Source organism: Shinella zoogloeoides, from assembly GCF_030733845.1.
GTDB classification, from domain to species: Bacteria; Pseudomonadota; Alphaproteobacteria; order Rhizobiales; family Rhizobiaceae; genus Shinella; species Shinella zoogloeoides_C.
This window is the reverse complement of record NZ_CP132311.1, coordinates 805,107-817,430: the sequence shown is the minus strand read 5'-3', so window position 1 is coordinate 817,430 and position 12,324 is coordinate 805,107. Positions and strand designations below refer to the sequence as shown.

Here is a 12,324-nt window from a genome sequence, read left to right as displayed (position 1 = left end):
TTCGTCCAGCGGCGTCAAGGCCATGACGAACGAAGCCGCACCGGTGTGACAGGGCTCGCAAGCGTCGAAGCGAAAATCAAGGCAAGGAGCCAAAAAATGCAATCCCGTATGAACAATATCGTCGCCGTCCTCCCCGATGTCATGGCCGCCATGCGGGCGCTCCAGGGCGCCGCGCAGAAGACGGAGCTGCCGGAAAAGACCGCCCATCTCGTGCATCTTCGCGCAAGCCAGATCAACGGCTGCGGCTTCTGCGTCGACCTTCACCCGCGCATCATGAAGAAGGCCGGCGAGACCGACCGGCGCATCCTCTCCGTCGCCGCCTGGCGCGAGGCGCCGTTCTACACCGATGCGGAGCGCGCCGCGCTGGCGCTGACCGAAGCGCTGACGCGCATCGCCGACCGCGAGGAGCCGGTTCCGGACGCGATCTGGAACGAGGCGGCCCGCCACTATGACGAAAAGGCGCTCGCCGCCCTCGTCGTGGAGATCGCGGCCATTAACGTCTGGAACCGCTTCAACGTCGCGACCCGGCAGGTTGCGGGGGAATGGACCCCGTAAGGCTGGGGTGGCACCCCCCTCATCCGCCTGCCGGCACCTTCTCCCCCGAGGGGAGAAGGGAAATGCGGCGCCCGCGGTCGTCCCCTTCTCCCTCGGGGGAGAAGGTGGCCCGAAGGGTCGGATGAGGGGGATTGCGCCGCCACACCTTTGTTCGGGCCCAAGGCCCTGTCCATCAACGATCTTCCACTCCTTCGAACCTCGCGAAAAGTCATGGCTTGCAGTCGTTCCAGTGCCGTGCGACGTCTGTTGCCCATATTTTTTGCATATCAAGGCCGATTTCCATGTCCGAGAGCGTCATCACCCCCAAGGAGGCCGCACCGCGGCTTTCCAGCCTGTTCTCCCGCGCCTACCTGTTCGGGACGCTGATGCTCGGCGGCGGCATCATGCTGCATGCGGTGGAGACCTACATCACCGCGACGCTGATGCCCTCGATCGTGCGCGACATCGGCGGCCTGTCGCTCTTCGCCTGGGCGACGACGATCTATGTCGCGGCCTCCGTGCTCGGATCCACCTTCGTCGCCGTGCGGCCGGAGGGCGTGACGCTCAACCGCTGCTATGTCTTCGGCGCAGTGCTTTTCGGCATCGGCAGCCTCGTCTGCGCCATCGCGCCGACAATGGAGACGGTGCTCATCGGCCGGGCGATCCAGGGGCTCGGCGCGGGCTTCCTCGTCGCGCTCGGCTATGCCTTCATCCGCTTCGTCTATCCGCAGCCGCTGTGGAGCACGGCCTCGACGCTCTATGCGGCGGCCTGGGGCATCGCCACCTTCCTCGGGCCGACGATCGGCGGCATCTTCGCGGCCGGCAGCGACTGGCGCGAGGCCTTCGCGTTGCTCATCCCGCTCTCCATCCTCATGGCCGTCTCCGCGCCGAAGCTTCTGCCATCAGGCGAAGGCGAGCGGGTGACGACGAAGACGCCGTTCGTCCAGATCGTGCTGCTCGTCGCCGCCGTCGTCATGCTCTCCTTCGCAAGCTCGGTGACGGCCCCGGCCCTGCGCGCGGCGCTGGCTGCCGCCGCCGTCATCGGCGTCGTCGTCACCATCGCCATCGAGCGGCGGGCGGAGGCGCGGCTGCTGCCGGCCGGCACGATCAGCCTCGCCTCGCCGCTCGCCCGCGTCTACCTCATCATGCTGATGCTGCTGGTCACCGTCTGCTCGGATGTCTACATCCCCTATTTCCTGCAGGTGCTGCATGGCGTGACGCCGCTCGTCTCCGGCTATCTCGTGGCGCTGCTGGCGCTCGGCTGGACGGCGGCAGCCTTCTCAACCGCCGGCCTCAAGGGGCGGCGCGCCAACCGGGTCATCATTGCCGGCGCGGCGCTGGAGGCCCTGGCGACCGCCCTCCTCGTCTTCACGCTTGCAAGGCACAATCCGGCCGGCGACCTGATGCTTCTTACGCTCGCCACCGTCTTCATCTTCCTGATGGGCTTCGGCATCGGCATGGGCTGGGCGCATCTCGTCACGCATGTGCTGCACCTGGCGCCATCAGGCGAGACGGACAAGGCCTCGGCGGCGATCACCACCATGCAGGCGCTGGGCGCGGCCTTCGGGGCGGCCCTTGCGGGCATCATCGTCAATTCGACCGGTCTTTTGCAGCCGGGCGGCACCGAGGGCGCCGTGACGGCGGCGCGCTGGCTCTACGCCGTTCTCGCCCTTCCGGCGGCGCTCGCGATCCTGCTCGCCGTCACGCTTCCCCCTGAAAAAGCGGCGCCGGCGGATTAAGGATCTGTTAACGGCAACCGGCCGTCTCGATTGCGACCATGCCTCCTTCTGCCACAAAGGACACCTATCGTCGGCGCGATGTCCGGTGATTCTGTCTGTGGAGGAACATGGCGGGTGAGACGAAACGGCGGTCATAGCTGGTCGGACGAAAGCGGCATGGCGCCTGTCGACGCGATCCTGCCGCTCGCGCTCATCCGGGACCGCGTCACCACGGACCTCATCCTTTCCGGGCTCGACGCCTCCGGCGTCGCCTTCGCGCTGTTTTCGCCCGACGACGAGCTTTCCTACGGTTCCACGGCCTTCAAGGCGCTGTTCGACGTGCAGGCCGACGCACAGACCTTCGCCGACATCATGCGCCATTGCCATGCGGCGAGCGTCGGACCGAGGATGGCGGCGCCGATCGAGGACTTCCTGGCGATGGCGCAGGCGAGACGGCGCAGCAGCCCGCAGCGCACCTTCGAAATCGACATGCACGACGACCGCTGGTTCCTGGTGAACGAGACGCTGCTGCCCGGCAACTGGCTGTGGCACGTCTTCACCGACATAACCCTGCTGAAATCCAACGAGCGCGTGCTGCAGCTTGCCCGCGATGCCGCCCAGCTTGCCGCCGATACCGATCCGCTGACGGGCCTGCTCAACCGCCGCGCGGCGATGGAGCGGCTGGACGTGGAGATGCAGGTCGCCTTCCACGACTGCACGCAGCTTTCGCTGGTGCTGGTCGACCTCGATCATTTCAAGGCGATCAACGACCGCTACGGCCATGCCAAGGGTGACGACGTGCTGCGCCATTTCGCGGCCTCCGGCCGGCAGCAATTGCGCGGCAGCGATATCTTCGCGCGCATCGGCGGGGAAGAGTTCCTGGTGCTGATGCCCGGCACCGGCATCAACGAGGCGGCGAGCGCCGCCGAGCGGCTGCGCCAGCACATTTCGCGCGTGGAGACCGCCGCCGGGCTCGGCTGCGCCTACACCATGTCGGCCGGCGTCGCGGAATATTGCGGCAACGCAATGGAAGACCTCTTCCAGCGGGCCGACCGCGCGCTCTACCGCGCAAAGCACCTCGGCCGCGACCGCATCGAGCAGGCGGACTGACCGCGCGCCGGGCATTTTGCGAAACTGATTCATCGCCAGGCCTCAACCCCTTGTTCCTACAAGGGGCGGGAGCCTCAATCGAAGGTCAGCACGATCTTCCCGATATGGTCGCCATGCTCCATCATGCGGTGGCCGGCGGCGGCCTGCGTATAGGGCATGACGGCGTGGATGACCGGCGCGATGCGCCCCTCCGCCAGCAGCGGCCAGACCTTTTCCAGGAGCTCGTCGCGGATCGCCTGCTTTTCGGACGCGGTGCGCGGGCGCATGGCCGACCCCATCAGGTGCAGGCGCTTTTGCAGGATGGGCGCCAGGTTGATCTTCTCCGCGAAGGCGCCGCCAAGGAAGGCGATGATCGACAGACGCCCGTCGCGGGAAAGCGATTTCAGGTTCCGCTCGAAATAGGCCGCGCCGATCATGTCGAGGATGACGTCGACGCCAGCCTTGCCGGTCTCCTCGGCGATGACGGCGCAGAAGTCCTCGCTGCGGTAGTTGATGGCGCGGCTGGCGCCGAGGGAAAGGCAGGCCTCGCACTTCTCCGCCGTTCCGGCCGTCGTGAAGACGCGCGCGCCGAAGGCGGCGGCAAGCTGAATCGCCGTCGTGCCGATGCCGCTCGATCCGCCGTGGACAAGCACGCTTTCGCCCGGCTTCAGGCCCGCCATCATGAAGAGGTTGGCCCAGACGGTGAAGAAGGTTTCCGGCAGCGCCGCCGCCTTCACCGCGTCGTAGCCGCTCGGGAAGGGCAGCGCCTGGGTCGCCGGCACCGCGCAATACTGCGCATAGCCGCCGCCATTGGCGAGCGCGCAGACCTGATCTCCCACCCTATAGGCGGTGACGCCCTCGCCGAGCGCCACGACCTCGCCGGCGATCTCCAGGCCGAGGATGGGGCTGGCATCGGGCGGCGGCGGGTAGTCGCCCTTGCGCTGCAGCACGTCCGGCCGGTTGATGCCCGCCGCCGCGACGCGCACGAGGATCTCGCCGCTTGCCGGATGCGGCGTGTGCTCTTCCATCACCACCAGATTGTGCGGGCCGCCGTGTTCGGTGAGCCCGACATAGGACATGGACGATGGCACTGGCATGGCTTGGCTCCCCGCGTGTTCGATGCATGGCTTTGACCCGACTCTAGCCGAAAGCGCGAATCTTTTGAATCGCTTCCGGCCGTCCCTTGAACCGGTGCAATAGCCGGGGAAACCGCTTTATTCAGCCAAAAGCGCTGCAATACCAGTGGCCTGCAGGAATTGGATCAGGCCGGCCTGAAAATGGATTTTTCCGGGCCTGTCACGAAGAGGGGCGGAAAGTCGACCGATCCGTTCAGTGCGCCGTCCCCTGCTGCACGCCCGACGATGCCGAGGACAGGACAAGCCCGCCGTCGCTGCCCTTGGCGTCCGCCTTCAGGGCGGCGATCCGGCTGCTGATCTGCCCGGCCTCGCCGATCACCTCGCCCTCCGGCACGACCAGCACCACGGCCGAGCAGCGCATCAATGGAAAGCTCGTCGCATGGCCGGCGCGGTCGCGGCCGCGGATCTCGCCCGCCAGCCGGTCCTCCGGCGAATAGAGCGAGCGCACCTCGCGGCTGAAATCGGCCAGCAGGCGTTCCAGGATCTCCCGCACCGCCTCCACCGGCCGGCCGGAAACGCCGGCGAAGAAATCGTCGCCGCCGACATGGCCGATGAACATGTCCTCGCCGATGAATTCGCGGCGCATCAGCGAAGCGAACAGTGAGAGGGCGAGATCGCCCTTGTGGAAGCCGTAGTGATCGTTGAACGGCTTGAAATTGTCGAAGTCGAAATAGCACAGGCACCGGAGCTGGTCGCCGTCGAGCGCCTTGTCCTGCAGGTAGTCGCGGATCGAGCGGTTGCCGGGAAGGCCGGTCAGCGGGTTCTGGTCCTCCGCCGTCTTCAGCCGCTTCTCGTTGATGATCTTCAGCAGCGAGGAGGCGGACAGGATGCCGGCATAGCGCAGGTTCTCCGTCAGGATCACGCATTCGTTGCCGCCCATGCCGGTGAAGACGTCGAGGAGCTGTTCGGCCGGCGTGTCGAGATCGGCGATCGGCGCGGTGGTGACGAAGTGCGACAGGCTCTTCTGGTAGAGCTTGTTCTTCAGCAGATCGCGGCCGAACGGGTGATAGCTCAGTTCCTTCACATGATATTCGTGCAGGATGCCGCGCGGTTCGTCATTGGCGTTGAGCACCGGGAAGAAGGTGCGCTTGGGATCGCGGCGGAAGAACTCGAAGACCGATTCCAGGCTCTCGTTCTCGCGCAGCACCGCGACCTGCTCGATCTCGCGGCGGATGAGGATGCTGTCGAGGGTCTGCGATGAGCGGCGCGTGCCGCCGGCGCGGGCGACCTGTGCATAGACCGGGCTCAGCGCGGAGAAATCCGTGACCGGGCGGGAGACGAACCAGCCCTGCACGAGATCGCAGCCCGCCTCGCGGCAGGCGATGAACTCCGCCTCGTTCTCGACGCCCTCAGCGATGACGCGGATGCCGAGCACATGGGCGGCGTTGACCGTGTTGCGCACCAGATGGCGCTTGCGGGCGTCCGCCTCCATGCCGGAGATGAAGTGGCGGTCGATCTTGAGATAATCGACCGGGTGGTCGCACAGCAGTTTCAGGCCGTTGTGGCCGACGCCGAAATCGTCGATCGCGAGCTTGAAGCCGGCAAGGCGCAGCTTGCGCACCAGCGCGGCGAAGTCGGGCAGCGTATCGTTGTCGAAGCGCTCGGAAATCTCGAAGCAGATCGAGGAGGCCGGGATGCCGGCGCGGGCAAGGTGCCCCGCCAGCCGCTCGACGAGATCGGCGCCATCGGGCACGAGGCGCGAATCGAGATTGACGAAAAGCGTGCGCGAGCGGAAATCCGGCAGGGCCGCGAAGGCGGCGATGGCGCGGCTGTTGACCATGTGCTCCAGCGCCAGGAGCTGGCCGGCCTCGTGCGCCCTGTCGATGAGATCGAGCGGCGAGCGGAAGCCGAGCCGATCGAAGCCACGCATCAGCGACTCGTAGCCGAACACCGCGCCGGTCGCCGCCTCCACGATCGGCTGGAAGGCCGTCTCGATGACCAGCTTGGCGAGGGTGACGATCTCGCCGTCGCCGAAACGTCTGAGGGCAAGCAATTCGGCGGCGGACATTTGAGGCTCCGGGGCGTGGACAGTTGCCGCGAAGTGTCCACCCCGATCCCTGAAGAAACGGTTTCCCTAGTATGACAATTTCATGAAACCGTAACAACTACAAGGAGTTGAAAAAGATTTCGCTCATATGGGAAGCGCCAGCAGCAAGGCGCCGCCGCCGATCATTAAAACCGCGATCCAATGGGCGGCCGAAAGCTGCTCGCCGAGCACGAGCACGGCGAAGACCGCGACGAACACGACGCTCAGCTTGTCGACGGGCGCGACCTGCGAGGCCTTGCCGATCTGCAGGGCGCGGAAATAGCAGAGCCAGGACGCGCCGGTCGCCAGACCCGACAGAACGAGGAAGATCCAGCTCTTCGCCGGCACGGAACCGGGCGCCTGCCAATTGCCGGCAAGCGTCAGCATGAGGGCGATGACGAGAAGGATGACGACGGTGCGCACGAAGGTCGCGAAGTCGGAATTGACGCCGGTGATGCCGATCTTGGCGAAGATCGCGGTGAGCGCGGCGAAGATGGCCGAGCCGAGCGCCCAGGCCTGCCAGGAGGTCAGGAGCGCCTTCACGCTGCACCTCCCGCGAGCATCAGGCGCGACAGCGTCAGCCCGGCCGCCACGGCGAGGAGCGACAAGATCACGGACGCCCCGACATAAAGCGCCGCCAGCCCCGCCTCGCCGCGCTCCCAGAGCAGCGCCGCATCGAGCGAGAAGGCGGAAAAGGTGGTGAAGCCGCCGAGAATGCCGGTCGCCAGGAAAAGCCGCGCCTCCTGCGGCAGGTGCCCGCGAAAGGCGAAGAAGCCGGCGATCAGCCCCATCAGCAGGCAGCCGAGCACGTTGACGACGAGCGTTCCGGCGGGAAAAGCCGTGCCGAACAGGCGCGCCGCCAGCACGTTCACCCCATGCCGGCCGGCCCCGCCGACGCCCGCACCGAGAAAGACGATCAGATAGTTCATGTCTGTTGCCCTCAAGTTCAGCGTTCCGGTTTCCGGACAACAAAAAACCGCCCTCGGGCGGTCGCCAAACACGCTCCCGCCGTCGACGGCCATCGCTGGCCGGTCTGGCAGGAGCTATCAGCCGGTGAACGGCAGTTGTCGGGGAGCTCCATCCCCATCCCACGGTGGATTTCTAGGCGCTGGCACGGCACCTGTCAAACGGCTCTGCGGCGCCGTTCGAGGATGGAGACGAGCTGGCGGCGGCAGTCAGCGCGTCGGACGGTGGGATATGGATGGATGATGCCGGATGCTGTAGGATATCGCCATGAACAGGATCGATGCCGTCCGGAAACTTCGCCAGCACGCCGATGCCGTCAAGGGCATGGGCGCCACGGCGCTATATCTGTTCGGCTCCACGGCGCGCGACGAAGCCCTCGCTTCGAGCGATCTCGACCTTTTCATCGATTACGATCCGGCCGCGCGATTTTCCCTCATCGACCTCATCGGCATAAAGCAGTTCCTGGAGGAAAACCTTTCCGTCGCAGTGGACGTGACCACGCGGAGCAGCCTGCATCCGATGCTCCGCGACGACATAGAACAATCGGCGGTCCGCGTTTTCTGATGACCGGACGCAAAGTCGGGCCTGTCCTCGCTGAAATCCTCGACGCCATCGGCGGCATCGAGGCCCATACTGCCGGCAAGTCCCTCGCCGACTTCAAACAGGACTGGCTGTTGCGTCTCGCGACCCAGCGTGCGCTGGAAATCGTCTCGGAGGCATCCCGGCACATTCCCGACGAATTGCTGCCCCTTGCACCAGATGTGCCGTGGAAGCAGATCCGCGGCATCGGCAACATCCTTTGTCACGAGTACCACAGGATCGCGGACGACGTGGTCTGGGCGGTCGTGACGGAAAACCTGAGCCCGCTCAAGTCCGCTGTCGAAGCCATCAAGGCGGCTCTCCCCGACGAATAGAGCCGCCAGAAAGGCTATTGTCCGTCGCAATAAATTTTTATTGATTGATCACTCAATTAAAAATACGCTTGCCGAAAACTAGGGGAACGGGATGCCGAAGGTTGGGATGGAGCCGGTGCGCCGCAAGGCGCTGGTGGACGCGACGCTGAGGGCGGTCGGCGATCACGGCTCGCTGACGGTCACCATGTCGGAGATCGCCCGCCATGCCGGCGTTTCCCCTGCCCTTGCGCACCATTATTTCGGCTCCAAGGAACAGCTCGTCATCGAGACGATCCGCAGCCTGCTGCGCCAGTTACGCCAGGATGCGGTGGCGGCGCTGAAGGCGGCCGCGACGCCGCGCGAAAAACTCTCGGCGATCATCCGCGTCAATTTCCAGGCACACCAGTTCGCGCCGGAAACCGTCGCCGCCTGGCTCGCCTTCTATTCGGAAGCCCAGCGCTCGGAGGCGGTGCGGCGCCTGCTCGTCGTCTATGCGCGGCGGCTCAATTCCAACCTGCTGGCGAGCCTCAGGCAGCTCTGCCCGGCGACGCGCGCCGTGGAGATCGCCGACGGCGCGGCGGCTATGATCGACGGGCTCTACCTGCGGCAGGGGCTGAAGTCCGCGCCCGTCAGCATCGAATCGTCCATCGCGCTGACGGAAAGCTATGTCGATGCGCAATTGCGGGCCTGCGCGGCGGAGGTGGGGAAATGACCGGAGCCCGCGGCACCCCCCTCTGCCCTGCCGGGCATCTCCCCCTCAAGGAGGGAGATCGGCTTGGCGCAATGGCATCTCTTCACTTGCACCGACAACGCGGAGCGCGGCGTCGCCTCGATTCGATCTCCCCCCATGAGGGGGAGATGCCCGGCAGGGCAGAGGGGGGTACGGCCCCACATTTCAACAGCGCCATTTCAAGGACCCGCCCGTGACCGCCAGCAAGCCGAACATCCTGATCATCATGGTCGACCAGCTCAACGGGAAGCTCTTCCCGGACGGGCCGGCGGACTTCCTGCATGCGCCGCACATGAAGGCGCTCGCGGCGCGCTCGGCGCGGTTCCGCAACAACTACACCTCCTCGCCGCTCTGCGCGCCGGCCCGCGCCTCCTTCATGGCCGGGCAGCTGCCGAGCCGAACGAGGGTCTACGACAATGCGGCGGAATATGTCTCCTCCATCCCGACCTTCGCGCATCACCTGCGCCGCGCCGGCTACTACACGGCACTGTCAGGGAAAATGCACTTCGTCGGGCCGGACCAGCTGCACGGTTTCGAGGAGCGGCTGACCACCGACATCTATCCGGCGGATTTCGGCTGGACGCCGGATTACCGCAAGCCGGGCGAGCGCATCGACTGGTGGTATCACAATATGGGTTCGGTGACGGGCGCGGGCGTCGCCGAGATCACCAACCAGATGGAATATGACGACGAGGTCGCCTTCCTCGCGAACCAGAAGCTCTACCAGCTCTCGCGGGAAAACGACGACCAGTACCGCCGTCCCTGGTGCCTCACGGTCTCGTTCACCCATCCGCACGATCCCTATGTGGCGCGCCGAAAGTTCTGGGACCTCTACGAGGACTGCGAGCACCTGATGCCGGAGGTCGGCATGCTGGAGGAACAGGACCCGCATTCCGCCCGCATCCTGCATTCCTGCGATTATGCCAGCTTCGCGATCAGCGGCGAGGACGTGCGCCGCTCGCGCCAGGCCTATTTCGCCAACATCTCCTATCTCGACGAGAAGGTCGGCGAACTCGTCGACACGCTGGCGCGCACGCGCATGCTGGACGACACGCTGGTCCTGTTCTGCTCGGACCACGGCGACATGCTCGGCGAGCGCGGCCTGTGGTTCAAGATGAACTTCTTCGAGGGTTCGGCCCGCGTGCCACTGATGATAGCGGGTCCGGGCGTCACGCCCGGCCTGCATCTCGCGCCGACCTCCAATCTCGACGTGACGCCGACGCTCTGCGACCTTGCCGGCATCTCCATGGACGAGGTGATGCCCTGGACGGACGGCGAAAGCCTCCTGCCGGTCATCAACGGCGGCGAGCGCATCGCGCCGGTGCTGATGGAATATGCGGCGGAAGCCTCCTATGCGCCGCTCGTCGGCATCCGCGAGGGCAAGTGGAAGTACATCCATTGCGCGCTCGACCCGGAACAGCTCTACGACCTCGAGGCCGATCCGCTGGAGCTCAGCAATCTCGCCGCCTCGGAAAACCCTGTTATCAAGGCGACCCTGGAGGCCTTCCGGCAGATGCGCGAGGCGCGCTGGGACATGGCCGCCTTCGACGAAGCCGTGCGCGAAAGCCAGGCACGGCGCTGGGTGGTCTACGAGGCACTGCGCAACGGTGCCTATTACCCCTGGGACCACCAGCCGCTGCAGAAGGCGTCCGAACGCTACATGCGCAACCACATGAACCTCGACAATCTCGAGGAATCCAAACGCTATCCGCGGGGAGAATAAGATGAGAGCCCAACCTAAAGCCTCGCACTTCATCGACGGCGAGTATGTCGAGGATGCCGCCGGCACGCCCTTCGAAAGCCTCTACCCCGCCACTGGGGAGGTGATCGCCAGGCTGCACGCCGCAACGCCCGCCATCGTGGAAAAGGCCATCGCCTCCGCCAAGCGGGCGCAGAAGGAATGGGCGGCAATGAGCCCGACGGCGCGCGGGCGCATCCTGAAACGCGCCGCCGAGATCATGCGCGAGAGGAACCGCGAGCTTTCCGAGCTTGAAACGCTCGATACCGGCAAGCCGATCCAGGAGACCATCGTCGCCGACCCGACCTCCGGCGCGGACGCCTTCGAATTCTTCGGCGGCATCGCGGCAGCCGGCCTCAACGGCGACTATATCCCGCTCGGCCAGGACTTCGCCTTCACCAAGCGCGTGCCGCTCGGGGTCTGCGTCGGCATCGGGGCGTGGAACTACCCGCAGCAGATCGCCTGCTGGAAGGGCGCGCCGGCGCTGGTCTGCGGCAATGCCATGGTCTTCAAGCCCTCGGAGAACACGCCGCTCGGCGCGCTGAAGATCGCGGAAATCCTGATCGAAGCCGGCCTGCCGAAGGGCCTCTACAACGTCATCCAGGGCGACCGGACGACCGGACCGCTGCTCGTCAACCATCCTGACGTCGCCAAGGTCTCGCTGACCGGCTCCGTGCCGACGGGCAAGCAGGTGGCGGGCGCCGCCGCTTCCGACCTCAAGCATGTGACGATGGAACTCGGCGGCAAGTCGCCGCTCATCGTCTTCGACGACGCCGACCTCGAAAGCGCCATCGGCGGGGCGATGCTCGGCAATTTCTATTCGACGGGACAAGTCTGCTCGAACGGCACGCGCGTCTTCGTGCAGAAGGGCATCAAGGACAGGTTCCTGTCCCGCCTCAAGGAGCGCACGGAGAAGATCCTGATCGGCGATCCGATGGACGAGGCGACGCAGCTCGGGCCGATGGTCTCGAAGGTGCAGCGCGACAAGGTTCTCGACTATATCGAGAAGGGCAAGGCCGAGGGCGCGACGCTTTTGACCGGAGGCGGAATCCCTAACGACGTTTCGGGCGACGGCTACTACATCCAGCCGACCGTGTTCGCCGACGTCACCGACGGCATGACCATCGCGCGCGAGGAGATTTTCGGGCCGGTCATGTGCGTGCTCGACTTCGACCACGAGGACGAGGTGATCGAACGCGGCAACGCCACGGAATTCGGCCTTTCCGGCGGCGTCTTCACCTCCGACCTCACCCGCGCGCACCGCGTCGTCGACCAGCTTGAAGCCGGCACGCTGTGGATCAACGCCTACAACCTCGCCCCGGTCGAAATCCCCTTCGGCGGCTCCAAGCAATCCGGTTTCGGGCGGGAGAACTCGCTGGCCGCGCTGGAGCACTATTCCGAGCTGAAGACGGTCTATGTCTCGATGGGCAAGGTCGAGGCGCCGTATTGATTTGATGGTGAATGCCCCTCATCCGCCTGCCGGTACCTTCTCCC

Annotated in this window: 12 protein-coding genes and 1 riboswitch; of the genes, 8 read left to right on the top strand and 4 right to left on the bottom strand. The window is 65.7% G+C overall.

What is annotated here, in order from left to right; all coding sequences use genetic code 11:
• The first annotated feature begins 96 nt into the window (after nt 1-96).
• The 3 genes from Q9316_RS04960 to Q9316_RS04950 all read left to right on the top strand — a co-directional run bounded on the left by Q9316_RS04960 (nt 97) and on the right by Q9316_RS04950 (nt 3,362).
• Nucleotides 97-555, top strand: a complete 459-nt coding sequence (locus Q9316_RS04960) for a carboxymuconolactone decarboxylase family protein (RefSeq protein ID WP_306034126.1) — start codon at nt 97-99, stop codon at nt 553-555.
• 281 nt (nt 556-836) lie between these two features.
• A complete protein-coding gene (locus Q9316_RS04955) occupies nt 837-2,273 on the top strand; it encodes an MFS transporter (protein WP_306034125.1) in 1,437 nt (478 codons plus the stop codon).
• A gap of 156 nt (nt 2,274-2,429) precedes the next feature.
• On the top strand, nt 2,430-3,362 hold the full coding sequence (locus tag Q9316_RS04950) for a GGDEF domain-containing protein (RefSeq protein WP_306034124.1): 933 nt from the start codon (nt 2,430-2,432) through the stop codon (nt 3,360-3,362).
• Between the two features lie 74 nt (nt 3,363-3,436).
• Here the strand turns inward: Q9316_RS04950 and Q9316_RS04945 are convergent, their stop codons facing one another.
• The 4 genes from Q9316_RS04945 to crcB form a co-directional block, all read right to left on the bottom strand.
• A complete protein-coding gene (locus Q9316_RS04945) occupies nt 3,437-4,438 on the bottom strand; it encodes an NAD(P)H-quinone oxidoreductase (RefSeq protein WP_306034123.1) in 1,002 nt (333 codons plus the stop codon).
• A gap of 232 nt (nt 4,439-4,670) precedes the next feature.
• Nucleotides 4,671-6,485 (bottom strand): GGDEF domain-containing protein, encoded by a 1,815-nt coding sequence (locus Q9316_RS04940; protein ID WP_306034122.1) that lies wholly within the window; start codon nt 6,483-6,485, stop codon nt 4,671-4,673.
• A 123-nt stretch (nt 6,486-6,608) separates the two neighbouring features.
• Nucleotides 6,609-7,046, bottom strand: a complete 438-nt coding sequence (locus tag Q9316_RS04935; RefSeq protein WP_306034121.1) for an EamA family transporter — start codon at nt 7,044-7,046, stop codon at nt 6,609-6,611.
• Complete coding sequence (crcB, locus tag Q9316_RS04930) at nt 7,043-7,432, bottom strand: fluoride efflux transporter CrcB (protein WP_306034120.1); 390 nt, start codon at nt 7,430-7,432, stop codon at nt 7,043-7,045. The genes Q9316_RS04935 and crcB overlap by 4 nt, the downstream gene beginning before the upstream one ends.
• Before the next feature lie 101 nt (nt 7,433-7,533).
• Nucleotides 7,534-7,597, bottom strand: a riboswitch (Fluoride riboswitch).
• Between the two features lie 139 nt (nt 7,598-7,736).
• Between crcB and Q9316_RS04925 the strand changes: the two genes are divergently transcribed.
• The 5 genes from Q9316_RS04925 to betB all read left to right on the top strand — a co-directional run bounded on the left by Q9316_RS04925 (nt 7,737) and on the right by betB (nt 12,280).
• A complete protein-coding gene (locus tag Q9316_RS04925) occupies nt 7,737-8,033 on the top strand; it encodes a nucleotidyltransferase family protein (protein ID WP_306034119.1) in 297 nt (98 codons plus the stop codon).
• Nucleotides 8,033-8,383 carry a HepT-like ribonuclease domain-containing protein gene (locus tag Q9316_RS04920; protein WP_306034118.1) on the top strand — a complete coding sequence of 117 codons (351 nt, stop codon included), beginning with the start codon at nt 8,033-8,035 and terminating at the stop codon, nt 8,381-8,383. The genes Q9316_RS04925 and Q9316_RS04920 overlap by 1 nt, the downstream gene beginning before the upstream one ends.
• Nucleotides 8,384-8,474: 91 nt before the next feature.
• Nucleotides 8,475-9,074 (top strand): transcriptional regulator BetI, encoded by a 600-nt coding sequence (gene betI, locus Q9316_RS04915; protein WP_306034117.1) that lies wholly within the window; start codon nt 8,475-8,477, stop codon nt 9,072-9,074.
• Between the two features lie 211 nt (nt 9,075-9,285).
• Complete coding sequence (gene betC, locus Q9316_RS04910; protein ID WP_306034116.1) at nt 9,286-10,815, top strand: choline-sulfatase; 1,530 nt, start codon at nt 9,286-9,288, stop codon at nt 10,813-10,815.
• A gap of 1 nt (nt 10,816) precedes the next feature.
• Nucleotides 10,817-12,280, top strand: coding sequence for a betaine-aldehyde dehydrogenase (betB, locus tag Q9316_RS04905; protein ID WP_306034115.1), 1,464 nt, complete (start codon nt 10,817-10,819; stop codon nt 12,278-12,280).
• The last annotated feature ends 44 nt before the right edge of the window (nt 12,281-12,324 follow it).